At 59.1% G+C, this 25,968-nt stretch carries 30 protein-coding genes and 1 riboswitch; of the genes, 25 read left to right on the top strand and 5 right to left on the bottom strand.

Going from position 1 to position 25,968, the window contains the following annotated elements; all coding sequences use genetic code 11:
• Positions 1-23 precede the first annotated feature (23 nt).
• The 4 genes from ACFPPD_RS07855 to ACFPPD_RS07840 are packed head-to-tail and all read left to right on the top strand — an operon-like array spanning position 24 to position 4,767.
• Positions 24-1,205 carry a galactokinase gene (locus ACFPPD_RS07855; RefSeq protein WP_209744859.1) on the top strand — a complete coding sequence of 394 codons (1,182 nt, stop codon included), beginning with the start codon at positions 24-26 and terminating at the stop codon, positions 1,203-1,205.
• A 3-nt stretch (positions 1,206-1,208) separates the two neighbouring features.
• Complete coding sequence (gene galE, locus ACFPPD_RS07850; RefSeq protein ID WP_209744861.1) at positions 1,209-2,195, top strand: UDP-glucose 4-epimerase GalE; 987 nt, start codon at positions 1,209-1,211, stop codon at positions 2,193-2,195.
• 24 nt (positions 2,196-2,219) lie between these two features.
• Positions 2,220-3,827, top strand: coding sequence for a UDP-glucose--hexose-1-phosphate uridylyltransferase (locus ACFPPD_RS07845; protein ID WP_209744864.1), 1,608 nt, complete (start codon positions 2,220-2,222; stop codon positions 3,825-3,827).
• Positions 3,828-3,831: 4 nt separating this feature from the next.
• The gene (locus ACFPPD_RS07840; protein WP_209744868.1) at positions 3,832-4,767 is read left to right on the top strand and encodes a hypothetical protein; all 936 of its coding nucleotides are present in this window, start codon (positions 3,832-3,834) and stop codon (positions 4,765-4,767) included.
• 64 nt (positions 4,768-4,831) lie between these two features.
• Here the strand turns inward: ACFPPD_RS07840 and ACFPPD_RS07835 are convergent, their stop codons facing one another.
• The 3 genes from ACFPPD_RS07835 to ACFPPD_RS07825 all read right to left on the bottom strand — a co-directional run bounded on the left by ACFPPD_RS07835 (position 4,832) and on the right by ACFPPD_RS07825 (position 6,362).
• The gene (locus tag ACFPPD_RS07835) at positions 4,832-5,743 is read right to left on the bottom strand and encodes a LysR family transcriptional regulator (protein ID WP_209744871.1); all 912 of its coding nucleotides are present in this window, start codon (positions 5,741-5,743) and stop codon (positions 4,832-4,834) included.
• Between the two features lie 37 nt (positions 5,744-5,780).
• A complete protein-coding gene (locus tag ACFPPD_RS07830; protein WP_209744874.1) occupies positions 5,781-5,936 on the bottom strand; it encodes a hypothetical protein in 156 nt (51 codons plus the stop codon).
• A gap of 204 nt (positions 5,937-6,140) precedes the next feature.
• Complete coding sequence (locus ACFPPD_RS07825; protein ID WP_209744877.1) at positions 6,141-6,362, bottom strand: DUF1128 domain-containing protein; 222 nt, start codon at positions 6,360-6,362, stop codon at positions 6,141-6,143.
• 165 nt (positions 6,363-6,527) lie between these two features.
• Here ACFPPD_RS07825 and yyaC point away from each other — a divergent pair, with 165 nt between their 5' ends.
• From yyaC to ACFPPD_RS07785, 8 genes are all read left to right on the top strand, one after another.
• Positions 6,528-7,088, top strand: a complete 561-nt coding sequence (gene yyaC / locus ACFPPD_RS07820) for a spore protease YyaC (RefSeq protein ID WP_378081756.1) — start codon at positions 6,528-6,530, stop codon at positions 7,086-7,088.
• Positions 7,089-7,092: 4 nt separating this feature from the next.
• Entirely contained in the window at positions 7,093-7,899 is an 807-nt protein-coding gene (locus ACFPPD_RS07815) for an alpha/beta fold hydrolase (RefSeq protein WP_209744880.1), read from the top strand.
• Positions 7,892-8,554, top strand: a complete 663-nt coding sequence (locus ACFPPD_RS07810) for a DUF6483 family protein (protein ID WP_209744883.1) — start codon at positions 7,892-7,894, stop codon at positions 8,552-8,554. Before ACFPPD_RS07815 ends, ACFPPD_RS07810 begins: the two co-directional genes overlap by 8 nt.
• Positions 8,551-9,738 (top strand): class I SAM-dependent methyltransferase, encoded by a 1,188-nt coding sequence (locus ACFPPD_RS07805; RefSeq protein WP_209744885.1) that lies wholly within the window; start codon positions 8,551-8,553, stop codon positions 9,736-9,738. The genes ACFPPD_RS07810 and ACFPPD_RS07805 overlap by 4 nt, the downstream gene beginning before the upstream one ends.
• Before the next feature lie 156 nt (positions 9,739-9,894).
• On the top strand, positions 9,895-11,553 hold the full coding sequence (locus ACFPPD_RS07800) for a histidine kinase N-terminal 7TM domain-containing diguanylate cyclase (RefSeq protein WP_209744888.1): 1,659 nt from the start codon (positions 9,895-9,897) through the stop codon (positions 11,551-11,553).
• Positions 11,554-11,635: 82 nt separating this feature from the next.
• A riboswitch (cyclic di-GMP riboswitch) is annotated at positions 11,636-11,723 on the top strand.
• 97 nt (positions 11,724-11,820) lie between these two features.
• Positions 11,821-12,528: a PilZ domain-containing protein gene (locus ACFPPD_RS07795; RefSeq protein ID WP_209744891.1), complete on the top strand. Its 708-nt coding sequence runs from the start codon at positions 11,821-11,823 to the stop codon at positions 12,526-12,528.
• Positions 12,529-12,579: 51 nt separating this feature from the next.
• Positions 12,580-14,736 (top strand): O-antigen ligase family protein, encoded by a 2,157-nt coding sequence (locus ACFPPD_RS07790; RefSeq protein ID WP_209744894.1) that lies wholly within the window; start codon positions 12,580-12,582, stop codon positions 14,734-14,736.
• 135 nt (positions 14,737-14,871) lie between these two features.
• Complete coding sequence (locus ACFPPD_RS07785) at positions 14,872-15,240, top strand: hypothetical protein (protein ID WP_209744898.1); 369 nt, start codon at positions 14,872-14,874, stop codon at positions 15,238-15,240.
• A gap of 185 nt (positions 15,241-15,425) precedes the next feature.
• Here the strand turns inward: ACFPPD_RS07785 and ACFPPD_RS07780 are convergent, their stop codons facing one another.
• Together ACFPPD_RS07780 and ACFPPD_RS07775 are read right to left on the bottom strand one after the other, a co-directional pair.
• Entirely contained in the window at positions 15,426-15,737 is a 312-nt protein-coding gene (locus ACFPPD_RS07780) for a dehydrogenase (protein ID WP_209744901.1), read from the bottom strand.
• Between the two features lie 75 nt (positions 15,738-15,812).
• A complete protein-coding gene (locus tag ACFPPD_RS07775) occupies positions 15,813-16,262 on the bottom strand; it encodes a cupredoxin domain-containing protein (protein WP_209744904.1) in 450 nt (149 codons plus the stop codon).
• A gap of 190 nt (positions 16,263-16,452) precedes the next feature.
• On the opposite strand from ACFPPD_RS07775, the gene uptA reads away from it, so the two are divergent.
• From uptA to ACFPPD_RS07710, 13 genes are all read left to right on the top strand, one after another.
• Positions 16,453-17,064 (top strand): undecaprenyl phosphate transporter UptA, encoded by a 612-nt coding sequence (gene uptA, locus ACFPPD_RS07770; RefSeq protein WP_209744907.1) that lies wholly within the window; start codon positions 16,453-16,455, stop codon positions 17,062-17,064.
• A gap of 50 nt (positions 17,065-17,114) precedes the next feature.
• Positions 17,115-17,684, top strand: coding sequence for a thioredoxin family protein (locus ACFPPD_RS07765; protein WP_209744910.1), 570 nt, complete (start codon positions 17,115-17,117; stop codon positions 17,682-17,684).
• A 14-nt stretch (positions 17,685-17,698) separates the two neighbouring features.
• The gene (locus tag ACFPPD_RS07760; protein ID WP_209744913.1) at positions 17,699-18,325 is read left to right on the top strand and encodes an MBL fold metallo-hydrolase; all 627 of its coding nucleotides are present in this window, start codon (positions 17,699-17,701) and stop codon (positions 18,323-18,325) included.
• A gap of 182 nt (positions 18,326-18,507) precedes the next feature.
• A complete protein-coding gene (locus ACFPPD_RS07755) occupies positions 18,508-19,227 on the top strand; it encodes an SAF domain-containing protein (protein WP_209744916.1) in 720 nt (239 codons plus the stop codon).
• Positions 19,224-20,060 (top strand): hypothetical protein, encoded by an 837-nt coding sequence (locus ACFPPD_RS07750; protein ID WP_209744919.1) that lies wholly within the window; start codon positions 19,224-19,226, stop codon positions 20,058-20,060. The genes ACFPPD_RS07755 and ACFPPD_RS07750 overlap by 4 nt, the downstream gene beginning before the upstream one ends.
• Positions 20,057-21,472 (top strand): ATPase, T2SS/T4P/T4SS family, encoded by a 1,416-nt coding sequence (locus ACFPPD_RS07745; RefSeq protein WP_209744922.1) that lies wholly within the window; start codon positions 20,057-20,059, stop codon positions 21,470-21,472. Before ACFPPD_RS07750 ends, ACFPPD_RS07745 begins: the two co-directional genes overlap by 4 nt.
• Positions 21,466-22,401, top strand: coding sequence for a hypothetical protein (locus ACFPPD_RS07740; RefSeq protein ID WP_378081748.1), 936 nt, complete (start codon positions 21,466-21,468; stop codon positions 22,399-22,401). Before ACFPPD_RS07745 ends, ACFPPD_RS07740 begins: the two co-directional genes overlap by 7 nt.
• Positions 22,402-22,421: 20 nt before the next feature.
• The gene (locus ACFPPD_RS07735; RefSeq protein ID WP_209744925.1) at positions 22,422-23,315 is read left to right on the top strand and encodes a hypothetical protein; all 894 of its coding nucleotides are present in this window, start codon (positions 22,422-22,424) and stop codon (positions 23,313-23,315) included.
• A 15-nt stretch (positions 23,316-23,330) separates the two neighbouring features.
• Positions 23,331-23,480: a hypothetical protein gene (locus tag ACFPPD_RS07730; protein ID WP_209744928.1), complete on the top strand. Its 150-nt coding sequence runs from the start codon at positions 23,331-23,333 to the stop codon at positions 23,478-23,480.
• 18 nt (positions 23,481-23,498) lie between these two features.
• Complete coding sequence (locus ACFPPD_RS07725; protein WP_209744931.1) at positions 23,499-23,645, top strand: hypothetical protein; 147 nt, start codon at positions 23,499-23,501, stop codon at positions 23,643-23,645.
• Complete coding sequence (locus ACFPPD_RS07720; protein WP_209744933.1) at positions 23,642-24,076, top strand: hypothetical protein; 435 nt, start codon at positions 23,642-23,644, stop codon at positions 24,074-24,076. Before ACFPPD_RS07725 ends, ACFPPD_RS07720 begins: the two co-directional genes overlap by 4 nt.
• 32 nt (positions 24,077-24,108) lie before the next feature.
• Entirely contained in the window at positions 24,109-24,591 is a 483-nt protein-coding gene (locus ACFPPD_RS07715; RefSeq protein WP_209744936.1) for a hypothetical protein, read from the top strand.
• Between the two features lie 141 nt (positions 24,592-24,732).
• A complete protein-coding gene (locus tag ACFPPD_RS07710) occupies positions 24,733-25,950 on the top strand; it encodes a M24 family metallopeptidase (protein WP_209744939.1) in 1,218 nt (405 codons plus the stop codon).
• The last annotated feature ends 18 nt before the right edge of the window (positions 25,951-25,968 follow it).

The following is a 25,968-nucleotide window of genomic DNA, read 5'->3' as shown; positions in this document are numbered from 1 at the left end:
ACCAAGGAGAGCTGATCGCTGAGATGGCACAAATATCGGAGTTGAAACGGCAATTCGCCGAACTGTTCGGCGGCACGGAAGAAAAAGTACGCGCGTTCCAAGCACCGGGCAGGGTGAACCTGATCGGCGAACATACGGACTATAACGGCGGATCGGTGTTCCCGGCCGCTCTCACCTTCGGAACGACGTTACTCGTTTCCCCGCGAGCGGACCGCAAGCTATCGTTCGCGTCGACGAACTTCCCCGCAAAGAAGGAAGTATCGATCGACAACATCGAATTCAATGAAGAAGACGACTGGGCGAACTATCCAAAAGGCATCGTATGGGAACTGGCCCAACGGAACATCGAGCTGAGCCACGGGTATAACTTCCTGTATCACGGGGAAATTCCGAACGGCTCGGGCTTGTCCTCGTCGGCTTCGATCGAGGTCGTCACCGCTTACGCGCTTCTGACATTGGAAGGCCAACCGACGGACACGGTGCGGATCGCGCAATGGTCGCAACACGCGGAAAACGAATTCGTCGGCGTCAAATGCGGCATCATGGACCAGTTCGCGGTCGCGAACGGGCGCAAGGACCACGCGATCCTGCTCGACTGCGACACGCTCAAGTACGAGCTCGTTCCGTTCCGCTCCGGCGAATACCGGCTCGTCATCGGCAACACGAACAAACGCCGCGGCCTCGTCGATTCCAAATACAACGAACGCCGCGCGCAATGCGAGCAAGCGGTTCAAGACTTGAAAGCGGCGTTCCCGCAATTGACGCTGCTGGGACAACTGACGCTTGCTGAATACAACGCGAACGAGCACTTGATCCAAGACGAGACGGTGCGCCGCCGCGCCCGCCATGTCGTCGAGGAAATCGATCGCGTCGCCAAGTCGATGGAAGTGTTGGCCAAGGACGATCTCGCGGCATTCGGACGATTGATGAACGGTTCTCACGATTCTTTGCGCGATCTGTACGAAGTGACGGGAGACGAATTAGACGCGATGGTCGACGCGGCGCGCGCCGTTCCGGGCGTTCTCGGCTCGCGGATGACGGGAGCCGGCTTCGGCGGTTGCACCGTGTCCCTCGTGCACGAAAGCTCTGTAGAACGGTTTATCGCCGAAGTCGGCGAGAAATACGAAGCGAAGACGGGATTGAAGCCGGCGTTCTACGTATGCGACATCGGCGACGGCGTCCGCGAATTGAAGGGGGAGGCGTAAAAGATGGCGGTTCTTGTTACCGGAGGAGCGGGATATATCGGTTCCCATGCCGTTGCGGCATTGCTGGAAAAGGGCGAAGAGGTCGTCGTCGTCGATAACTTGTACCAGGGGCACCGCGAAGCGTTGCTCGGAGGCAAGTTTTACGAAGGCGATCTGCGCGACGCGGACTTCTTGGGACGCGTGTTCCACGAGAACGACATCGACGGCGTTATTCATTTCGCCGCGAATTCCCTCGTGGGCGAGAGTATGAAGGATCCCGGCAAATATTATCATAACAACGTATACGGCACGCTCTGCCTGCTCGAGCAAATGCAGAAAGCGGGCGTTAATCGTATCGTCTTCTCTTCGACGGCGGCGACTTACGGGGAACCGGAGAAAGTGCCGATCGACGAGTACGACCGCACCGTTCCGACGAACACTTACGGCGAAACGAAGCTGGCGATGGAAAAAATGATCCGTTGGTTCGACGTCGCGCACGGCATCAAATTCGTCTCCCTGCGGTACTTTAACGCGGCAGGCGCGCACGATTCGGGCAAAATCGGGGAGGACCACTCGCCGGAAACCCATCTCGTGCCGCTCGTGCTGCAAGTCGCGCTCGGACAACGCGAATTCATCTCCGTGTTCGGCGACGACTATCCGACGGAGGACGGCACTTGCATTCGCGACTATATCCACGTCAGCGACTTGGCGGACGCGCACATTCGCGCGCTCGGTCGCCTTCGAGAAGGCGGAGACAGCGCGATCTATAATCTCGGCAGCGGCAACGGTTACTCGGTCAAACAGGTCATCGACGTGTCCCGCGAAGTGACGGGCCATGCGATTCCCGCGAAATACGAGCCGCGCCGCGCCGGCGATCCGGCCGTGCTTATCGCTTCTTCGGCCCGGGCCCGCGAGGAGCTCGGCTGGTCCCCGAGCCGCGAGAAGCTGGAAGACATTATCGGCAGCGCGTGGCGTTGGCATCAACAGCATCCGAACGGTTACGCCAAGTAACCGACGGATTGGGAGGTTCGCAGGATGAATACGTCAACAGCAACGAACGCGCCTTCCGAACGGGAGTTGGCGATCGCCATCGAGCGATTGGTCGCGTTCGCTTCGCATAACGGTCTTATCGACCGTTTGGACATCGAATATTCGCGTAACGCTTTGCTCGACTTGTTCGCCGTGAACGAGCCGGCGAAAGGCGATCCCGTCGATCCGGCTTCTTTGCCGGACAGCCCGGTTCCGCTCCTGGAGCCGCTACTGGACGCGGCGGTCGCGCTCGGCCTCGTGCCGGACGACACGCTCACGTACAGGGACTTGTTCGACGCGCGCATCATGGGGTTGCTCATGCCACGGCCTTCTGAAACCGCGCGTGAATTCGCCGGACGGACAGCCCGAAGCGGCGTTTCCGCCGCGACGGATTGGTTTTACAAGCTCAACATCGACTCCACTTATATCCGCATGGACCGGATACGCAAGAACGGTTACTGGAAGCACCGGACCGACGACGGCGTTCTGGAAATTACGGTCAACCTGTCCAAGCCGGAGAAGGATCCGAAGGAAATCGCGCTCCTGAAGACGTTGCCGCAGGCGCACTATCCGAAATGTCTTCTCTGTAAGGAGAACGTCGGATACGCCGGTCGGCCGGATCATCCCGCCAGGCAGAACTTGCGCGTGCTGCCGCTCGAACTGCAGAACGAAGCGTGGTTCTTCCAATATTCGCCTTACGTCTATTACAACGAGCACAGCATCGTGTTCAAGGGCGAGCATGTCCCGATGAAGATTTCGCCGGACACTTTCGCGCGGCTGCTTGATTTCGTCGAGCAATTCCCGCATTACTTCATCGGTTCCAACGCGGACTTGCCGATCGTCGGCGGATCGATTCTCAACCACGATCACTTCCAAGCCGGACGTCACGTCTTCCCGATGGAAACGGCGGACGTGCTCGAGTGGCGTGTCTCCGCGACTGAGCCCGACGTGAAGCTCGGCATCGTGAAGTGGCCGATGTCCGTCTTGCGGCTACGTTCGGGCAACCGCAAAGCGCTGCTCGAAGTCGCGTCCGACATTCTCGCCAAGTGGCGCGCGTATAGCGATCCTTCGGCGGACGTGCTCTCCCATAGCGAAGGGCCGAACGGCCGCGCCTGGCACAACACGATCACGCCGATCGCCAGATTCAAGGACGACGGAGCCTACGAACTCGATCTCGTCTTGCGCAACAACCGCACGAGCGCGGAGCATCCGGACGGCATTTTCCATCCGCACCGCGAGCTTCATCACATCAAGAAGGAAAACATCGGCTTGATCGAGGTCATGGGTCTCGCCGTTCTGCCGGGGCGCTTGCAGCAGGAGCTCGGACAGATCGCCGACCTGATGACCGGGCGCATCGCTTACGACGCGGCGGCGATTTCCGCGCCCGACCATCCGCTCGCGAAACACGCGGACTGGGTCGACCGCTTGATCGACCTTTACGGAAACGACGGCACGGAGGATGGCGTCCGGTTGTTGCTGCAAGCCGACGTGGGAGACAAATTCCACGCGGCATTGCGCGACGCGGGCGTGTACAAAGGGGACGATGATGGCCGCGCGGCGTTCCGCGCGTTTCTGGAACGTTCCGGCTTGATTTCGAATCGGGATGAGGGATGAGCGAATGACCGGGATCGTCATTAAAGAAATAAGCCATGACACGTGGGGACGCTGCGTCTCCTTAAGCAACGGCAACGTCGAATTGTTGGCGACGCTGGATTTCGGTCCGCGCATCATTCATCTTTCTTCTGCGGGCGGCCGCAACTTGTTTTTCGAGGACGCGGGACAGGCAATAGGCCAAGATGGGGACGCGTTCGCGCCGGTCGGCGGAGGCAGATGGAACATTTACGGCGGCCACCGGCTGTGGACGAGCCCCGAACGCATTCCGCGGACGACGTATCCGGACAACGAACCCGTCGAATGGGAACGTCTCGGAGAGACGGCGATCGTCTTGAAGGCGAAGCCCGAGCGTTGGAATCAAATCTCGAAGGAAATCGAGATCCGGTTCGACGTCAGCGGGGCGGACGACGTGCTAGTCGTCCATCGGATTACGAACGAAGGGGCTTGGCCGGTCGTATTCGCGCCGTGGGCGCTTTCCGTCATGGGCGCCGGAGGGCGCGCCGTCGTCCCGATGACGGGGGCGGACAACGGGCTGTTGCCGAACCGCAGGTTCATTCTGTGGCCTTATAGCCGGTTGAACGATCCGAGAATCAAGTTCTCCGAGTCGGCTTTGTTCGTCGATCAGGGAGAAGGCCCGACGCCATACAAGTTCGGCAGCGACAACGAAGCCGGCTGGGCAGCGTACAGCAATCATGGGGATACGTTCATTAAGAAATACGAGCCGGTGCCGGGCGGATCGTACCCCGACTTCGGCGTTTCGTTCGAGCTGTACACGAACAGCCTGATGCTCGAGCTCGAGACGCTCGGGGAAATCCGGGAAGCGGAATCGGGAGCGACCGTCGAGCACGTCGAGCGTTGGAAAGTCGTGAAAGGCCTCGATGTCAGGAACGCCGACCTGGAGCAAGCGCTCGCTTCCTTGGCGCCGCACGTCTCGAAATAATATCGGCTCCTCATAACGTAAACCCGCCTTCGCAGTCAGCGAGGCGGGTTTTGTGCGCTTTCGGTCAAGAAATATGGGAAGCCGACAACGTCGTCCGCTGATCGCCCGCGCCTTGCAGCAGCTCGATCAGATGACGAATGGCGGGGCTCAGCCATTTTTTCTTGTGGTAGACGATTTGCGAGAAGAACGTGATGTCCGGATGGGAAAAGGGAAGCGCCGCCAGCTTGTTTTCCATGAGCTCCCGGGTGACGACGATACGGGGAACGAGGGCGATGCCGAGGCCGTAGCCGACGAATTGCTTGATCGCTTCCAAGTTGCCGAATTCGTGGGACACGTGATAGTTGACGCCGCGGAGGGAGAGAAGTCGTTCCAGGGCGGCGCGATAGCTGCAGCCTTGCTCGGTGACGATGAGATATTGGCCGTCCAGTTCCTCGAGGCCGAACGGGCTGGAGGAAACGAGCGGATGATCGGGTTTGGCGACGAGAACGAGCGGTTCCCGCCGGATCGTGATTGCCTCGATGTCGTCGTCCTCGATCGGCGCGTCCATGACGATGCCCATGTCGAGCGCGCCGCTTCGCAGCGATTGCATGACCATCGTTTCCGTGTTCGTGTGTACTTGCAGGTTCATATCGGGGTAGCTTTGCGAGAACCGGTGGAAGACCGGAGGCAGGAAGAAAGACATGAGCGATTCGATCGTTCCGATCTCGATGTTGCCCTTGGCGTGTCTCGATACGAGACGGAGGGAGTCGTCGTACAGCTCCACGATCTTTTCGAACGTCGTTTTCAACTGCTCCCCAGCCGAAGTGAGCCTCATCGAACGGCCGTACCGTTCGAACAGCACGACTCCGTATTCGTTTTCCAGCTTCTGAATTTGAGCGGTGACGCTCGACTGCACGTATCCCAGGTTTTCGGCCGCCTTCGTAAAGCTATGGCACTTGGCGACTTCCAAGAACGATTTTAAGTAGACGAAATCCACCGCATCCCCCCCTATCTTTTGCGCGGCGTACGCTTGCTTAGCGAACGAGTCCGACAAGCCAGGCGATCAACGTCCCGGCCCGGCGGCCGGAGAAACGGCCTCCGTTGCTTAAGCCGTCTACGTTCAACCGTCTGTCGTTCAGTTCCCGATCGGTTTTCCATATTCTATAGGCTGCATACTCTTGAATCAACATCTTTTTTCGCCTCCCGCATCTCTTTGAAAATCATCATAACAGCGGGGGAAGCCAACGAGTTATCGATGCTTTTTCATGCTTGCGATCGGTATTTTCAATGGAAACGCCTTCATCGGATTTTTGCATGGGCAGACGCGCAAAAAGGACCGTCCCCGCCGATGAAGATCGGTAAGGAGCGGTCTTGTACGCTTGCATGAACGCGCGTTAGGCTCTCAGCTTGCCAAGCTCGGATACGAGCGCTTCGACTTCGCTGATGCTGAAGCGATCCTTGGAGTGAACCATGTCGTAGATGTCTTTCAGGTCCTCGTACTTCTCGGCCGTGAAGCTGGACGCCTGCATCGCGGCTCCCGTCGCCATTCTCAGCTTCGTCTTGATCGCTTCGATCATATATTCAACGTTCTGCTGCGTCGGTTCGTTTAAGTTCATCGGTTAACTTCCTCTCATGCGGAATGGGGATATACCCATTGTAGCATAGCGGGCGCGCGCCTCGCAGTAAAATGTGCCGGGGGAGGCGCCGACGGCCCGCCGTGTGGCATTCCGGTCTTCGTCATGGTAACCTGAGAGAAAACGACGCGAGGAGCGGGACGGGACGTGAACGGCGGAATGGCGGACAAGACGGCGCTTGCCGGGGAGAGAGTGGACGAAACGGGCCTTCGCTCCTTCTCGGAATCGATAGCGATCTGGCACGGGATGGCGGAGATCACGTTTCTGTGCATCGGGACCGATCGTTCGACGGGCGATTGCTTAGGGCCTCTCGTCGGCACGATGCTCGCGGAGAGGGGCGTGCCGAACGTCGTCGGCACGTTGAAGGAGCCGTGCGACTCGGAACGGCTGCCGCGCCTGCTGCCGGAATTGGCGGAAGCGGGCGCGATCTTCGCGGTGGACGCCTGTCTCGGGCGCCCCGAGCATGTCGGCGGTTACGTCGTCAGGCGCGGACCTCTCGTGCCCGCCCAATCGGTAGGCCGCGGCTTCGGACCGATCGGCGACTACAGCGTCGCCGCCGTCGTCAACGCGGTTAGCCCGAAGCCGTATTGGACGCTGCAGTCCACCTCGTTATACGGCGTCATGGGCATGGCGCGGGCCATCGCGGACGCGATCTGCGACGGCTTCGGGCACGAACGGCAATCCCAATCCGGAGAAGAGGAAGTGTAATCAGATGAAAACGATCGAATTGGCAACAGGGATGACGGCGGCTTACAGGGAAGCGGGAGAGGGAGAACCGATTATCCTGCTTCACGGGTATTGCGGCAGCGGCGAATATTGGAACGGCGTCATTGGCCCGATCTCCGCTTACGGCCGCGTCATCGCTCCGGATTTCCGCGGGCATGGCGGTTCTTCCGCCGGAGAAGGTACATACGGAATGGAGATGCTCGCTGACGACGTCGCCGCGTTGATGGACGCGTTAAAGCTCGAGCGGGCGCATCTGTTCGGCCATTCGCTTGGCGGATACGTCGCCCTCGCGTTCGCGGAACGGCATCCGGAGAGGCTGCTGTCTTTCTCCCTCGTTCATTCTACCGCTTATCCCGATGCGGATGCCGCGAAGGCGAATCGGCTGAAAGCGGCCGAGACGATCGCCGCGGAAGGCGTTCGTCCTTTCGTGGAAGGGCTCGTGCCGAAGCTGTTCGCGCCCGGACATCGCGATTCGCGATCCGCGCAGCTGCTCGAAGCGATCGAGATCGGATACGGCACGTCGGCCGAAGGGGCGATCGGTTGCGCGCTGGGCATGCGCGAGCGTCCCGACCGCGTCCTGACGCTGGCCGAAACCCAGGTACCCGTATTGTTGCTGGCGGGGGAGCTGGATGAAGTCATTCCGGCGGAAAGAAGGTTTCCGGCAGCTGGCGACCGGATTTCGGCCGTCACGCTGGCGGGGGTCGGCCATATGGGCATGAAGGAAGCGCCGGAGCGCTTCTCCGAAGAGATCGTCGCGTTCTTGGAACGGGTTCGGGGGACGGCGAGTGTTTGAGAGAGACTATTTGATCCGGTTGCTCGCGCAGGCGGGCGCCGTGCTCGGCAAAGCCGCCGGGTTGAAGGACCTCGGAAAACCGCAGGAAGCGTTGCAGACGATCGACGAGTTTATGAGCCGCGAGCTTCGTCTTCGCTCGAGGCTCGCGATGGGACTTACGGACGAGGATTTGCTCTCGATGCTATCGCTGACCGGAAGCCCGAACGCGGAGTCCGTGGCGATCGTGGCTTCTTGTCTGAAGCAAGAAGCGGAACTTTACGCCTCCCTCGGGGAGGAGGACGAGAGCGTTCCGAGATTCGAAAAGTCGCTCCGCCTGACGTTGCACGCGCTCCGCAACGAACTCGAGGCCGAAGGCTGGGACGCCCGCAAACGGGCGGAAGAGCTGATCGCCTCGCTCGATCCGTACGAGACGGAAGCCGATACGAAGAAGGCGTTATGGGGCTGGCACGAGGAAGAGGGCCGATTCGCGGACGCGGAGAACCTGCTGTTCGAGCTGGGCGAAGCCGGCGCGCTCTCCGCGGAGGAAGGACAAGCTTTCTATACGCGGTTATCCGGCATGGAAGACGCGGCGTTAGATGCAGGAGGGCTTCCGCGCGACGAGATGGAAGAGGGGCGCAGGCAGTGGGGCGCTCTAACGAAGGAGAATGAAGCATGAACGGTAACGGACAAGCGGAAGCTTGGCTGGCGTTATTGGATGAAGCGTCCGCGGAAGGCAATCTCGTCCAGGCGACTTTCAGTTCGCCGAGAATCAAGAGCGAGGACGCGGACAAGAAACTAACGGTAAGGCCGGTCAAGCTGAAGAGCGGACTGTTCTACCAATTCGAGCGTCTGCGCGGGAACAAAGCTTACCACGAGAACGTAGTCTCCGACCTACTGGCGGAGAAGCTCGGCGAAGCAATGGGCCAGTACAAGCAGGCGTTGTTCAAATTGCAGGGCGCCGACGTTCAGGTGATGGCGAACAAGAAAGGCGTCTTGACCGTCGTCGGCCGCAAATCCGCGGAGCGTCGGGAATCGGCTCCGCAATCGCATAACAGAAGCAAGTCGTACGTGCTTCCGGAAGATGAACCGGTTCCCTTTCTCCATGCTCTCGGCGTCATGACGGCAGAAGGAAAGGTCGTGAAAGCCAAGTACGATAAGTTCAGGCAAATCAACCGATTCCTCGAGATGGTAGCGGACGTCGTCGGCGACCTCCCGAGAGGAAGAAAGCTCACGATCGTCGACTTCGGCTGCGGCAAATCGTATTTGACGTTCGCGCTCTATCATTTGCTGGCGATCAAGGAGAAGTTGCCCGTTCGCATCGTCGGACTCGATCTGAAAAAAGACGTGATCGAGCATTGCGCCAAGCTCGCGGAAGAGCTGAAGTGGGACGACTTGACGTTCTCCGTCGGGGACATCAACGACTACGAGGGCCATGCCTCGGTCGATATGGTCGTTACCCTTCATGCTTGCGACACCGCGACGGACGCGGCTTTGCTGAAAGCGATCGGATGGGGAGCGAGCGTCATTCTGTCGGTGCCGTGCTGCCAGCACGAGTTGTTCCGCCAAATCTCGCAGCCGGCGTTGAAGCCGCTTCTGAAGCACGGCATTCTGAAGGAACGCTTCTCCGCGCTCGTGACGGACGCGGCCAGGGCGAATTTGCTCGAGCTTGCCGGTTACCGGACGCAGATGCTAGAGTTCATCGATCTGGAGCATACGCCCAAAAACTTGCTCATTCGGGCCGTCAAGGGCGGCAAAGCGGATCAGGAAGAGTTGCGAAAAGAATACGAAACATTTAGGGATCTATTGGGGATTTCCCCTTATATGGAAATTAATCTCACATCGTTGATCCGTAAGTCGTAGGCAATCAGGGACAAAAGTCCTTAAATCTAGCTAAAAACTGAAAATAAGTGACAGATTGTCCAAGAGGAGATGTTGTCGATAAAAGAAATGATATGGTAAAATCAAACAAGCTTATCCTTTTTCTTACCATAGCCCTTTTGCGAAAAGGTGAACTTATTGGGACTCTTCCAGTCGATCGACTTTATTTTGTTCATCCTGCTATTCGCGCTGTTCGTATGCGTAATCGCCGTTAATCGAATTACGCAGACGCACAAAGTCTATTTAGCGTTCCATTTCATTATGATGTTATGGCCGCTAGGGCTGTTCGCGACGAAAATTACGGATGACCCCGCCATCCAGCACGCGTTCATCAACATGTCCTATTTCGGCATGGGCATGCTGGGGCCTGGCTGGCTCATCTTCGTATTCTTCCTGACCGGACGGGCGGAAAGGCTGAAAGCCGGACGGCTGTTCGTCTCGATCTTGCCCGCTTTCGCTTGCGTAACCGCCGCTCTGACCAATCCGGGCAAGCTGTTCATGTCCCCGGTCGGCGGCTCCTTCCTGAGCCGGGAGTACGGGCCGCTGTTCTGGGTTCTCGTCCTTATCCAGTTCGCTTATTTCTTCTTGGCGCTCATGAACATGTTCCAAGCGCTCAAGACCGTCAATTCCGTTCATCAACGGAAGCAGCTCGCCCTTGCCCTGATCGGCATGTTCGTGCTGACGGGATTCGGACTGCTCGACGTCATCGTTAACGTGCTGCTGGCGCAATGGCTACCGGTCATACCGGGTTTTCTGGCGCTTGGCATCTTGCTATCCGACTTGTGCTTCGTCATCGCCATCTATCGCTTCGGCATGTTCGACATTTTGAGCATGGCCCAGCGGGATATTTTCGAACATATGACCACGGGAATCATCGTCGTGGACGATAACGATAAAATATTGGAAGTCAACAAAGGAACGTCCCCGTTCGTAAGGGCGTTCAAAGGCGAGACGTTCGAGATGGAGAAGTTTCTCGCCCCTCTTCAGGCGCAAGGCGAAGCGTACGAATTCCTCTATCGGTACATGAACCATCCGTACGAGAAAATGCAAATGGAGTTCTCGTTGCAGGAAAGCGCGGGAAGGCACGTATCGATCCAGATTTCCCCGGTATTGGACGACCGGAAATCGTTTCTGGGCCGCATCATCACGTTCCATGACGTCACGGAGTTGCGCAAGCTCGTCGTGGAGATGAACCGGAAGAACGAAGCGCTTCACGAACGCAATCTGGAGCTGATCACGATCCAGGAAGAACTGTTCAGGGTCAACCAGAAGCTGGAGCAGATGGCGATCACGGACGGCTTGACCGGCTGCTTCAACCGCAGGTACCTGATGCAACAGCTGGAACACGAAGTGCTGCTGAACATGAGATATCAAATTCCGTTCTCCATCTTCCTGTTCGACATCGACTTCTTCAAGCAGATCAACGACAAATACGGCCACCTCGTCGGTGACGAGGTCATCCGGAGCACGGCGGACGTCGTCAGGACGAAGCTGCGCCGCACCGATATTCTGGCGCGTTACGGCGGCGAGGAATTCACCGTGTATTTGCCACACACGAACCGCGAGCAAGCCGAGCTGTTGGCGGAGAGAATCATGCTCGCGGTCGGGGACAACCGGGTAGAGGCCGGCAACGAGCTCGTGAGCGTCACGATCAGCATGGGCGTGCTTGCGGAGTCGAGCGCGGATCTGCGATTCGACGATCCGAAGGAATACTTGCGAGATGTGTTTTCGAAAGCGGATTCGGCGTTGTACAAGGCAAAGAACGGCGGAAGAAACCGCGTCGTTCTAACGAATTGACGGCTTCGCCGCAACGGGCGAACGCCCCAAAACAGTGACGATAAATGGCGAAGTATGGTATAATCTTCGCAAACGCGCACTACTCGATAAATGGCAAACTTGCTGAAAGGCAAGGACGCAAAGCCACAGGGTCTAATGTTCTCGCGAACGATGACAGCCTGGCTGCCGAAAGTCCGAACGCGGATGGAGAAGGCGATCAGGCTGCTTCCTCAGGGGAGCCGCCTTTTTTTGTGCGAAACGCGATCGAAGGAAAGGGGTTTGGCGGATATGACGCAAGCCGGCGAAAAAGGAACGATGACCGAATTGGAAAAGGATTTGCTCCCGCTGAACGTCCTGCTTCATTGCAGAACCGTCGTCGAAAGCAAAAATTTCGTCACGACCGGAGTCATGACCCACTTGGAAGGCGAACTGTTCGAGATCGAATTACACGAATTCGAACAATTCGAGCTTGGGGAAACGGTGAAGCTGACGGTATACTCTCCTGCCGGCATTCAATCGATGCCATCGGTCGTCTTCGCGAAATACGAAGGCGCGATCGCGCTGCTGCAGCCGCCGGACGTGCAGAAGCGATTCAAAGAACGGCGCGAGCATCCCCGAGTGGAAATCAGCGGCAACGCGCAAATCGTGAAAGTGTTGAAGGCTTCAGGGGACGAGGCGATACCCGAACCGTTCGCGGAGCTGACGATTCACGACATCAGCATTACGGGCATCAGCTTCTCGGGTCCGGACGCGCCGCACTTCGCGACGAATTCCCGTCTGAAAGCGAAAGTCGAGATCGGCTTCGGATTCAATTGCGAGCTTGAAATCATGCGCCGCGAACGTCATGAAGAAAACCGGATGCACTGCGGAGCGAAGATGCAAGTGCTGGAGCCGGAGATGCTGCGGCCGTTGCGCGCGCTCATTCTTCGCCAGCAAGTCGAGAAGAACGCTCAAGCGCGGAGAGAACTCGGCAAGAAACGGACGTTCAACGGTTGATCGCTCCGATGACGTTCATGATACAATGGACGGCAACGGGGGAACGCGTAAATGGCAATAAAGAGCGTAATAAGCAAAGCGCCGGCGATCGTCGCTGCTTTCATGGCGGCCGCGCTGGGGTGGTCCGCATACCGGTACGGCATGTTTTTCTCGGCGGATTTCTACCGGATGGAAATCGCGATAAGTGCCGCCGCGACTCTATACGCGATTTGGCTTGCGAAGACGGCGAACGAGAAAGACGGAGGAAGCGCTTGGCGCGCTTGGCTTCCTTTCGGGTTGGCCGTCTTGTTCGCCTTGGAACTGGCTCTAGGTCCCGCGTCCGTCCTGGGGACGGAGGATGCCGCGCTTCGTTGGTTTGCTTACGGGTGCTGGACGCTGCTTGTGTCGGGAATCGTTCGCGCGGGCCGATCCGGCAAGGAAGCCGTCCAGCTGGCCATTCAGGCGACGGGGGCATGGCTTCTCGCCGGCGGGTGGGCCGGATGGTACGGAGGAATAACGTTTACCGATATCGTGCTGCGGTTCGACGACGCGGAGTTGTCGGCGACGGGAGCGAGGCTCGCGGGGTTTCTTCAATATCCGAACGCTTACGGCGCCGTGATGGCGGCGTTCTTGCTCATGCAGTTACAGTGTTGGGCTAGCGGGGGGAGGCTTCGCCGACTGGCGGCGGCGACGGCCGTACCTTACGGCGGAGCGCTGCTGCTAACGGAATCCAGGGGCGCGGTGGCGGCGTTCGCCATCGGCGCCGTTCTGGCATGGTTGCTACAGCCCGGGAAGGAAGGCAAAGCTCGCCTCTTGGCGGCCGGAGGCATCGCGGCGGCGGGAGCCGGCATCGCGACTCGCTTATCCTGGCAATGGATGAACGCGGCCGGAGAAGACGGACAATCCGCGCTTCGTTCGGCGGGGGAGAGCGCCGCGCCGTGGCTAGCGATCGTCTGCGCGATCGCGGGAGCGGCGGCGCTGCTTGCGTTGGACAAGCGCGGCGCGGTCCGTCTTCCATGGGCTTGGCTTGCCGCTTGCGCGGGACTCGCGGTCGCCGGATGGATTTCATTCGCCGGCGCGGGCGATAGAATCTCCGGGCATTACGGCACGGTCTCGTCCCGTAAGCTGTTCTACGAAGATGGCTGGCGCATGTTCCTCGACCGTCCGATTCTAGGCAACGGGGGAGGCAGCTGGCGGGCGATGTTCGGCTTGTACCAAGGACAGCCCTACGTCGGAGGGGAAGTGCATAGCGGTTATTTGGATCTCTTGCTCGACGTCGGGCTGATCGGATTCGCTTGGCTGGCGTTTATGCTCGGCGCGTATTTGCTGGACGTCTGGCGATTCAATAGGACCGCGCTCGCGCCGGCGGTCGTGCTGCTCGTCCACGCGGCGACGGATTTCGATTGGTCGTACGCGTTCGTCTGGCTGCTGCTGCTGTCTTGGTTTATCCTGCACGGAGCGCCGGCCGGCGAGACGGCCGGGAGGAGCGAGGAGCCGAGGCGCGGGCAAGCCGCTCGCCGAATCCCGGCATGGACGCGCCGGGCCCTCGCCGCGTTGCTTGCCGTCGCCGCGGCGACGGGGGCTTGGGCGGCGTGGCGGTCCGACGCCGCAATGGAGCGCGCCGCCGCCGGCATGGCGGTCGCGTCCGCCGCGCGCGAAGCGAAGCTGCGCGCGGCGCTGGAGGCGAATCCCGCGATGACGCGGATTCGCCTGGCGCTTGCGCCGCTCCTGCCCCTGCGGGAGCGGGCGGCGGTGCTTGAAGCGGGGCTGCGGTACGAGCCGTACGCCCCGCGCCTGCGCTTCATGCTCGGCGACGCTTACGCCGAGCTCGGGAACGTCGCGCAAGCGGCTGCGCGCTTGCGCGAGGCGACGCGGCTGGAGCGGTTCGGCCGCGAAGGGCAGACCGCCGCCGTCGCGACGCTGGCGCGCTTGGCGCAAGCCCGCCGCGACGCCGGCGACGAAGCCGGCGCCCGGGCCGCGGCGGAAGCGGCGGTATCGCAATTCGGGCGATACCGCGAGCTGGACCGGCAGGTGGCGGCGACGGCGCATCCGGCCAACGGCAAGCAATTCGGGCTGACCGTGTCCGCGAAGATGAACGCGGCGAAGAGCTTGCTCCTGCTGTCGAGGGACGAAGAGGGCAAGGAACTGCTGCGCGAGGTCATTCGAGAAGGGGATGCCGACTGGCGGGAGGAGGCCCGGGAGCTGCTCGGGGACGAGCCCGCGGGTTGAAGCGCGATTCGGTCGCGGCGGGCAGAGGCACCCGAGGAATTCGGCGAAAATGGACGTAGCCGTGGGGGGCTGTCCGTGATGGCAAGCCATGGCGCCACATACGATGCATCATCACGCGACAAAGGAGTGATGACCATGGCTAACCAACGTCCAAAACCGATGCTTGCGGACTCCAAAAAGTTCCGCATTATCCGCACTAAAGTGTCTAACAAAACGGGTGGCACGAGCGGTGGAGGAAACATTCCGACGTTTTCCCGCCTGACTGTCGTCTGGGTTCAGAACAACGGCGTACCGTTCAATACGACGGGATTTTTCGCGCGGTTGACCCGCGGCAATAGGATTGTGTCGTCCGCCAACTTCGACCGGTTCGGCGTCGTTCGTTTCGGCAACGTACGCACGTTAACGAACGTCTCGTACACGCTGAGAGTGTTCAGCAGCACCGGCGTGCTTTTCCGCACGCGCACCATTCCGGCTGGGGTGGAAACGTTCGCGATCATCGGTTAACGACCGATGCATGAACGCGCCGAAGAGACCGCGAATATTCACGGTCTCTTTTTTTGCGAATATCGGAATTGATAAGTTTCGCATGCCTCTTGTATTCATCCGATACCTCCGCAAAGCTGCTTCGGCGTCCATGGGACGCCGATGGCGTTTTTGCTTGCTTTTCGCGGCTTGCCCGCCAAGTATGGTTAAGCTCCGAAAGCGCCGCGGAACGCATGGGACAGCCGATCTCCGTCTACGCCCCACAGCTTCGCGATATCGTCGCGGACCGTTTCGTCCCACCAATCGGCAAGCGCCTTGCGGTTGCTGCGGTGATCGTGGATCCATAACAGGTTGCCGATGACTCGCTCCACGTAGAGCTTCTCCGCTTCTTCGACGAGAGCGGCGGGGACGTGCCGCTTCAGCCGTTTGACGGTGCGGTACAGCTCGTTGGCGCATGCACGCCGGATCGTACGCTGGGAAGGGAGGGGAGCCGTATGTTTCTCTTGGAACATTTTCATCGCGAAAAATCACCCGACCTCTCTATCCATACGTTATGCATGGATGAAAGATCGGGTCACCGTTCGGCTATTCGATTAGTCGACGATCAGATATCCGACCATCGGACCGCCGTCTTTCGGATCGGCGTGCGTTTGGCAGACGATCGCGAAGACGCCCGCTTCTTTGGGAGTGAATCTCACGACTGTCGTTTTGCCTTTGTTGATCGTGCCTTTGATGCCTTGTCCTTCGATGACGAAAGGATGGGACTGGCCGTTGACGCCCGAGATGCGAAGCTCGACCGGTTGTCCTTTTTTGGCGTACACCGAGCTCGGGGCGAATTGGTAGGACTCGATTTTTTTGCCGTCGAGCATCGCCGTGAATTCGCCGGTTACCATCTGCAGCACTTGCGGGGCGTCCGACGAGACGTTGGCCGCCGTCGTCTTCGTTTGCTGCCAACCGATATAAGCTCCCGCGAGAATGACGACCGCCGCGATAACCGCGTACAACTGGATCTTTTTCCTGTTCAGGATCACGATTTTGCTCATTCCGTTCTCTCCTCTTCATCTTTGATCGTGTACGGATGATTGCTTGACCTATTCGCAGTCTATGCAGGGGCAAGCCCCCGCATGACAAGCTCCCCGCAATTTGTCCTACGGCTTCGGAAACTGGAAGACGGGAGCGACGATATGCTAGAATAGAAACGGTTATCAAGGGGAGAAAGCGGGTTGGAAGACGATGATGGATACGTTGCACGGTTGGCTGGATCAAGCGCTGATCTGGATCGAAAGCCTAGGTTACTGGGGCATTATTATCGGCCTCGCGATCGAAGTCATTCCGAGCGAGATCGTCCTCGGCTACGCGGGTTATCTCGTTTACAAGGGGAACGTATCTTTCACGGCGGCGGTCATCTGCGGCGTGATAGGGGCGATTCTTCAGCAATGGCTGCTTTACGCGATCGGGCGCTACGGGGGTAGGCCGTTTCTCGACAAGTTCGGGAAGTACTTGCACCTGAAGCCGAAGCACGTCGATATCGCGGAAAAATGGTTCGAGAAATACGGGCCGATGATCGTGTTCACCGGTCGTTTCGTTCCCGTTATGAGGCAGGTCGTGAGCATTCCGGCCGGCATGGCGCGCATGAACTTGAGCAAGTTCACTTGGCTCACCGTTCTCGCGTCGATTCCTTGGTCGATTTTGTTCGTCTGGCTGGGCAAGAAGCTCGGGGATAATTGGGAGGATATCAAAGGCGAAGCGGCCCAGTACGTTCAGCCGATCATCCTGGTCGCCATCGCGCTGTTGATCGCCTATTTCCTGTATCAATATTTGCGCAAGCGCGGCAAGAGCATCTAGTCTAGCCGCTTCGAAATTCCAACATCTACAACCAAACGGAGGTTCGCACGATGAGCCAATTGATCGCGAGCAAATTACGCACGGGGCTGTCCCCGAAGCAATTCGTCGAAGGCATGACCAAAAACCGGGAGGCGTTCCAAGCGTGCCTGGACATGTTCGATTGGCACGGCGACGCGGAGCTGGAAGAATTCTACGACTCTCTGAATAACCGAGACGATCTCCGTTGCCTCATTATCGCGGCGGACTGGTGCGGGGACTGCGTCCGCAACGTGCCGGTCGCGTTCCAAGCGATGGAGAAAGCCGGCATCCCGACCGAAGTGCTCGTCATGGAAGAGCATCTCGACTTGTTGGACCAGCACTTGACGATGGGCGGACGCTCGATTCCGGTCGTCCTGTTCGTCGACACCGGCGGCCACTTGCTCGGCAAATGGGGCGCGCGTCCGCAATACGTGCAGGAAGTCATGAACGCCTTCAAGGCGGCGAATCCGGATCGCGAAGCGCCGGATTACCAAGAGAAAATCTCGGTCGCGCGCGAAGAAATGAAGCGCCGGTACGGAGAAGGCAACGGCTATCAGAAACTTATTCTCGAAGAAATCCGCGACGTTTTGTCCCGGGTGTAAGGCGGGGGAAACGCATGCTGACTTTCCAGAAATATTCGCTCGGCGCGTTGCAGACGAATGCTTACGTCGTTGTGAACGCGGAGCGCACGCATGCCGTCGTGATCGATCCGGGTACGCCTGACGGCGCGCTCATGCGCAAGCTGGACGGCTTGAAGGTTGAGGCGATCTTGCTGACGCACGCGCACTTCGACCATATCGGCGGCGTCGAGGCGGTTCGCGAGAAGTACGGCTGCCCGGTGTATGTGCACGCGGCGGAGAAGGACTGGCTCTCGGACGCGGGCAAGAACGGCTCCTCCCGCTGGGCGGACGTCACGCCGCCGATCGCGGGCCGCGGCCCGGATCATCTGCTCGCCGGCGGAGATGAGCTTGATTTCCTCGGGGAGAAGTTCCGGGTGCTGCATACGCCGGGCCATTCCCCGGGCAGCGTCGGTTTCCTGATCGGAGATTTGCTGTTCTCGGGAGACGCGCTGTTCCGGCGTTCCGTCGGACGTACGGACTTGCCCGGCGGCAGTCAGGATCAGCTGTTCAAGTCGATCCGGGAGAAGCTGTACACGCTGCCGGACGACGTGCTCGTCTTGCCCGGCCACGGGCCGGAGACGACGATCGGCGAAGAGCGCCGCGACAATCCGTTCGTCAGATAATGTCCAGTCTTGCGGAAAAATGTAAAATAATGCTTTACACTAGCTAGGGTCATTTGTTATATTGAGCCTAGTTGGACGTAGCGCCATATGGAAACACTTACGACTGCGAAGCACGCAGGCGACGAAGGGAAACCTTCGCGCCTGCGTTTTTTTTTATTTTCCATAGGGAAAGAAGGGATTGGATGAACAGGAGAAGGCAGGCATCGATCGGCTTGTCGGCGGCGGTTCTCGCCGGATTGCTCGTGTATGGCGTCTACGAATTGCAGCTTAGGCAGATACGCCTGGAAGAGACCGTCCAAGTCGTTGCGGCGAAAGCGTTCGTCGGCGCGGGCACGAAGCTCGAACCCGAGCACTTGACGATGTTGACGTTGCCGCGTTCCGCCGTGGCGCGGGAGATGCTCACCGACGCCAAGGAGGCGATCGGCATGGAGACGGCCGTTCCGCTCGGAAGCAACGAGCCGTTGCTCGCATGGAAAATCGACAAATACCGGCTGTTGCCTTCGAAGGGCCAATCGACTTTCCAAATTCCGAGGGAATACGTTAAATCGGTAGCCGGCGGCATCCGGGCGGGTGACGCGGTACTCGTCTACTTGTCCGGCGAAGAGACGCCTTCCCGCAAGCTGTACGAACGGCCGATTACGGTCGCGGGAGTGAAGACGGCGGCGAACGTCGAGATCGACGATCCGAAAAATCCGAACCTGCTCTCTATGGCGGACGGGGACAAGGAAGCGATGTACGCTTCCCGGCGGGAGGCTAACGGCACGATCGACTCGATCAACCTGAATTTATCCGAAGAGCAGTGGCTCGCGCTCGATTCCGCTTGCAAGGGGGGAACGGCGAAGCTGATTATCGCGTCCCTGGGAACGACGATTTGGGAAACCGACGGGGAGGCGACGGAATGACGGGGAAGCTGGCGGCGTTCGCAGGATCCACGCCGAACATCGGGACGTCGCTCGCGGCGTTCGGTACCGCGTACCGGGTCGCGGCGTTGACTGGCCGAAGCGTCGGGTACTTGTGCTTGAACTTGAAGAGCGCGAAGACGCATTTGTATTTGGGGGTAGACAAGCCCGAGGTCACCTTGGACGGCGTCCGACCGGAGCTGAGGGCCGGAACGCTGAACGGCGATAAGCTTAGGCAATATGCGTACCGGTCGCCGGCGCTAGGGGGACTGCGGGTGCTGTTCGGTAACATGGCGCGGGAGCAGGCCGAATATTACGAACCGGAAGACATACGGTGTTTGCTGGCCGCTTCCCGGGAAGCGTTCGACCTGACGATCGCCGACGTCAGCGCTTATTGGGACAACGCGGCGACCGTATGCGCGATGCGGGAAGCGGACGACAGGTTTCTCGTGACGACCGGCAGCCTCAGCCACTTTCAAGAGGACGTTCACCGGTGGACCGGCCAGGTCGGCTCGCTATTCGGCGTCACGCCGGAGCAATTCCGGCTCGTTATGCTGCAGCGGAATCAAAAAACGACGGGAGGATACGGGATGAAGGAGATTCGCAAAGAAACCGGATGCGCCGAATTTACGGAACTGAGGCTGTTGGAGAGCGTGCACCTGCAACTCGACAGCGGCAGATTGGACGAGTGGCTGGCCGAGCAGGAAAGCCATTCGGCCGCGTTCGACGATGTGGCCGTTCCTCTGCTTCGGCGCTTGGATTGGCAAGCGAGGTTGAGGAAGACGGACCGGCCATGGCTAAGAAGACTGCTGAAGCATAGGCAAAGCCGATCATGAGCGACAAGACGGCGTCCGACATTCCCGTCCGGTTTTCCGCTTCCGCATACGCGGCCGCGTTGCAGCCGTCGTCTGCGACCGGAGATCCGGCGGAAGGAAAGCCTGGCGGACTGAACGAGCTAAGGGCGTACACGGAGGAAGTACGCCATATGATAGCTTCGCCTCGCGGATGGAGCGAAGAAGAAAGGCGGCTGTACGCGGAGAAGCTGAATCGGGCGATTATCGGCTTTCCGCAAGAGCGGACGGAGATGCTCGCGATCATCGCGGATTGGATCATCAAGAAAAGGCTGCAGCACGTATCCTTCGGCGGTCTGCCTTACGCGTCGCTCGCGGAAGCGCTGTTCGCCGAAGTCATCGGCATGAACGTACTCGAGCTCGTGCTTCGGAACAGGGAAGGTCTGGAGGAAATACAAGTCGTCGGTACCCGGATCTTCGAAGTGCGAGACGGCATGGCTACCGCATCCCCGTACCGGTTCCAAGAATTGAGCCACGTAGAGAGAATCCAGCAGAACCTCGTCCTGTTCAACAACGACAGGATTAATCCCCGCAAGCGTTGGGCCGAAGTGCTGCTGCTCGACGGTTCGCGCGTGACGTTAACGGGTTTCGGCTTCACGGCTCAGCCGACGCTGACGATCCGGTTGTATACGGTGAAGAGGTTCAGCTTGGAGACGCTTTGCAGACCGGAATACCGGACGATGGACGACAGGGTTAGGCAATTGATTATGCTGGTCGTGCGAAGCCGGTTCAATATGGTCGTGATCGGTGCGACGAACACGGGCAAGACGCACTTGATCAAGGCGTTAATCGCCGCGATGCCGGACGAGGAACGGATCGTCACGATCGAGAGCCGTTACGAGCTCATGCTGGCGAGGGATTTCCCGGGAAAGAACGTCGTCGAGTACGAGGCGGACGAGGACGATCCGTTGCACGGTCCGCGTCAGGCGTTTAAGCTGGCGCTCAGGCAATCCCCGCAACGGATCTGCCATGCCGAGATTCGCGACGAGGATGCGAATATCTACGTTCGCGCTTGCACGCGCGGCCACGATGGGAGTATCACTTCGGTGCACGCGAGCGCGCTGGAGGACGTTCCCGATACGATAACGGATATGTGCATGCTGGACGGGCGGGGGATGAACCCGGTGTCCATGCTTCGGCGCATTACCGAGCACGTGACGCATATCGGGTTCGAGATGCGGTTGGTCGGCGGCGAGCGCAAGCTTGTCCGCGTCGGCGAATTCGAGTGGAGGGACGGCGCCGCGGCCGTCAGGGACTTGGTCCGATACGACGAAGCGGCGGAGGGATGGGAATTTCCGCGACCGTTCTCCGAGAAGGCGAGACTTAAAATCGACAGGGCATGCCCAAACGAAGCGGATTTCGTTCGGGTCGAGCCGGGGAGGGAGGCTTCATGCTGAAACCGGCAATCGCGGCGATCGCGGCGGCGCTCTTCTTGCTTGCGTTCGCGAGCATCCGATACGGGCTTACGGCATGGTGGGACAAGGGAGCGTTAAAGCGGCGATTGACATCGCGTCAAGCGAAGAAGGCGGGCTTTGTTTTCGCGGGCCGACGGCTCGTCGCTAACGCGCTGTTCGATCATGTCTTGGATTTGATGCTGGCGCTGGGATGGAAGATGAAACCTTCAAGCTTCTTCGGTTGTTCGGCGTCTATGGGCGTCGCGGGCGTCGTCTGCGGGACGTTCGTCTTCCATTCGTTCCGATCGTCGGCGGTTCTAGCATTGCTATTCGGAGGGCTGCCCTATTTGATGCTCCGAATGTCTCTCGTTAATCGGCAGATGGCGACGAGACTCGATTTTCTTCCGGCGGTGGAGCTGTTTTACCAGAGCTACTTGGTGACGGGAAGCCGGCATATCCGCATCGCCTTGCAGAAGACGGTCGAAGAGCGCCGTTTGCCCGGCGAAGTCCAGGCCGCGTTCGAGCAATTGTACAGAAATCTTTCCGTAAACGGCGACGACGAAGGTAGTTTGCGCCGGTTCGCGCTATCGTTCGGCAACGCATGGGCGGATTATTTCGGCAACATCTTGAAGGTGGCGCTCGAGGAGGGCAACAACGTCGCCGACAATTTAAAGGAACTCATAGCCGACATGCGCAAAGCCCAATTGGCCAATCTCGTGGAACGGCACAAGCTGCTGGAGATCCGAATGGCGAACTTCGCGCCGATTCTGTTTCTCGGCCTGTTTCTGGCCGTCAATTTTCGGCTAAATCCGGAAGGAAGCTACGAATATTACGTCAGGGACGCCGGTGGCAGAAACATGTTGCTGAACGCCGCCTTGCTGTTGTTCGGCTCCCTGCTCATGGGAATCTATCTGTCGCGCAGAAAACTATAGTGTCGCAAAGGAGGATGCGGATGGCGGAATGGACCGGGAACGTAACGTCCGGGCTCGGCGTTATCGTGCAATTCGCGGCGTCGTTCATTGCGATCGCGATGCTGCTGCGGGTCGTCGCGACGCCCCGTGCCCGTTGGAACGTGAACTGGAAAGGCTGGCGCGGAGGGAACGCACCTCCGTGGTGGCTCAGAACATGGCGAGCGGACGCGCCGAGCGTCGCCCTCCAGGAAAGGAAGTTGCTGCTCGCCGGTTGCGGCATTCGGTATTCGCCGGCATCGTACTTGGCGCATCGGAGAAGTCTACTGGCGATTCTCCCCGCGATTGCCGGCGGGATATACGTCATGCTGGAACAGGGCGCAATTTCGGGCATGTTCGCGTGGAACTCGCTGTTCGCGGCGCTCGTCGGTTATATGGCCGCTTGGAGCGACAGAACTTGGCTGCAGGCGTTTCGCCGTTATCGGACGGACCGCATCCGACGGGAGATCGTCGCGGTCAGCAGCCAGTTACTGTATTACGCGGGCTCGCGCCTTCACTTGCACGGCAAACTCATGAAATGTTTGCCGTTAACCCGCCAAATCCGCTTCGAAATGGGGTTGCTTCTCAACGAATGGTATCACGACGCGGACACGGCATTGAAGCGTTTCAAGGAAAGGCTGGGCACCGATGAAGCGTACGGATTCGCGGAGAGCTTGAGGTCGCTGAGGTTGAACGAGAGCGAGGAAATCTACGATTTGCTGAGAGAAGTTCTGAGAGATTACAAGGAACAGATCCGGTTGGCGAAGGAAGGCCGCAAGGAGACGACTTCCTACGTGTTGTTCGTACTGGCGGGCATTCCGATTTTGTACACGTTTCAAATTTTTCTGTACCCGTGGGTGCAGGAAACGGGCAAGCTGTTCGACGCGTTAAACCCTTAGGGAGGAGGAAGGCGAATGCGCAATATTTTGATTACCGTCATGATGCTCATCGTCGTCGCGCTCATGTTCAACGCGATCATCGCGACCGATAATACGGGGACGCGAGACCGCATCGAGACGCACGGGAATACGGCAAACACGACGTTAGGCAACTTGCAGCCTTAATTCTAAGGAGGGAATAGGATGCGACAGCTGTTGATGACGATGCTTCTGATCGCGACGGTCGCGATGCTGTACGCGTCGTTTGCCCAAGGCGAAGGGGGAGCGAACGAGACGATCGCTCGATCCGGCAACCGGATGGCGGACGCGATTTCGCGCATTAGCCCGTGAAGCAATTGCTTGTGTTCGTGCTCTTCTCGTCGTTGTTCTGTTGGCTCATGTTCTCCCCGATCTACAAACACGTGCTCGTCATTCGGCAAGCGCTCCTCCAACAAGAAGCGGATTACATGCTGGAGATCGGAGCAAGCGGGCGCTTCGGCTACATCGACGGCGCTATGGTCGCGGAATCCCGAGAACGTCTCGCGCGGCACGGGTTCGACCCTTCCAGGCTGGAATACGAGGTGACGTCCGCGAACGGGGAGGAGGCGACCGTCGCTTCTTCGCCGCTTCGCCGGGGGACGGGCATCCGGCTCCGGATCGCTTACCCCTACGAGAACCTGCTCCGGATCGACCGGTTGATCGGACTTGAGCCGCCTTCCGAAGATGCCAGAATCGCGGGCGGGGGAATGAAGATGAGCGAATACGTTCCTTTGAGCGATTAGCAGCTTTCAATAGAGCAAGGGGATATTTCGATATGGCCAAGTTGACGTTCGGCGTGCTCATGATCGTCTTATGGTGGATGCTCCATGCGCTGCAGATGGACGAAGAAGTGGCGATGGGAACCGTTCACGACGCGAAACGGGCGGTGGATCGCGCCGCCCATGCGGCCGCGCAACGGATCGACGGCGATAAGCTAGAGATGGGAGTGCTATCGTTGCAACCGTCTTTGGCGAGCGCGACGGCGCGGGAATATTTGCGTAGCAATCTTTCGTTAGACGAGTCTCTCAGCCCGCTTCCGGGGAGCTTCTTACGGGAAGCGGTCGAGATGCGGGCGTTCGCGGTCGTCAACGAAAACGAGACATTTCCTTATACGTACCGGAACGAGAGCTACGACTACGAGGTGACGTTAAACCGTCCGGGAGTCGTGTTGATCGTTCACGTCGAGTATCCGCGTATGTTCGGCGTGTTATCGCCGGTCGCTTGGGATTTGAAAGGCTCCGCGGAACTTGTCTATTGAAGCGGAGCCCAAAGCCGTCGTAACGCGCGCGTTGTTAAGCACGCGGTTTCGCGCGCTTTCGCGGAAAGTTGACGGCTTCTTCCGGTTTTGCTCTAATAAAAGCGAGACGTATAAGGCAGGCAATGAAAGGAAATCAGCGCGATGTTACCTATAGATCAGCCGAAGGAAGAAATGGCTAACAGGCTCCAAAAGCTTCAGGCCGGAATGGGCAAGCTCGGATGGAGCGGATGCCTCGTCACGCAGAACGTCGGTTTGTACTATTATGCCGGTTCCATGCAGACCGGTTATTTGTTCGTGCCCGCTCGGGGGGAGCCGACGTATTACGTAAGAAGAAGCTTATCCCGGGCGATGACGGAAGCGACGGTCCGGGTCGCGGAGCTCGAGTCGTTCCGCGGCTTCGGACTGCAACTCGAACGCGACTTTCCGGAAGTATTCGGATCGGAGGTAGAGGCTGTCCCGATCGGAGCGGATCTCGACGTCATGCCCGCCCAATTGTACGTCAGGCTGAACGAAGCGATTCCCCACGCCCGGATCGTCGACGGATCGTCGCTGCTTCGCCAAGCGCGCGCCGTGAAGTCGCCTTTCGAGATCGGCAAGATCGCCCAAGCGGCAGAAGCCGCGGCCAAAGCGCTGGATGCGGGCATATCCCGTCTGAAGGAAGGGATGACGGAGCTCGAGCTGATAACGATCATCGAGAGCGAGCTACGGCGAAATGGGCATATCGGACTGATGAGAATGCGCGGCTATAACCAGGAAATCATGACCGGCGTCGTCGCCGCGGGAGACGCAGCGGCCGAGCCGACTTACTTTGACGGTCCGGCGGGGGGTCGCGGGCTTTCGCCCGCCGCGCCGCAAAGCGTCAGCAGGCGTCCGATCGGCCGCGACGAACCGATTTTGATCGATATCGGCTGCTGCATCGACGGCTACGTGATCGATCAGACCCGCACGGCGGTCATCGGAAGGCTTTCCCCCGAATTAACGACCGCTTACGAGACGGCCGAGGCGATCCTCCGCCATAGCGAAAGCTTGCTCAGACCCGGCACGCTTCCGGAGCGATTGTACGCGGACGCCTTGGACATCGCGGAACGGGCGGGATTGTCCGAACGCTTCATGGGTTTCGGCCGGGATCAGGTGAAGTTTCTTGGCCACGGCATCGGCCTCGAAATCGACGAATGGCCGGTTCTGGCCAAGGGATTCCGCGACCCGCTCGAAGCGGGCATGACGCTGGCCGTCGAGCCGAAATTCACGTTCCCCGGGGTGGGCGTCGTCGGCATCGAGAACACGTATCTCATCACGGAGAACGGTTGCAGGCCGATAACGTTATCGCCGGAGAGGTTGTACGTCCTGCGAGCCGATTAATCTTGTCGTCCGCATCGT

It is taken from the genome of Cohnella suwonensis, from assembly GCF_042655365.1.
Lineage (GTDB): Bacteria > Bacillota > Bacilli > Paenibacillales > Paenibacillaceae > Cohnella > Cohnella suwonensis.
This window is presented reverse-complemented; position numbering and strand designations above follow the sequence as displayed.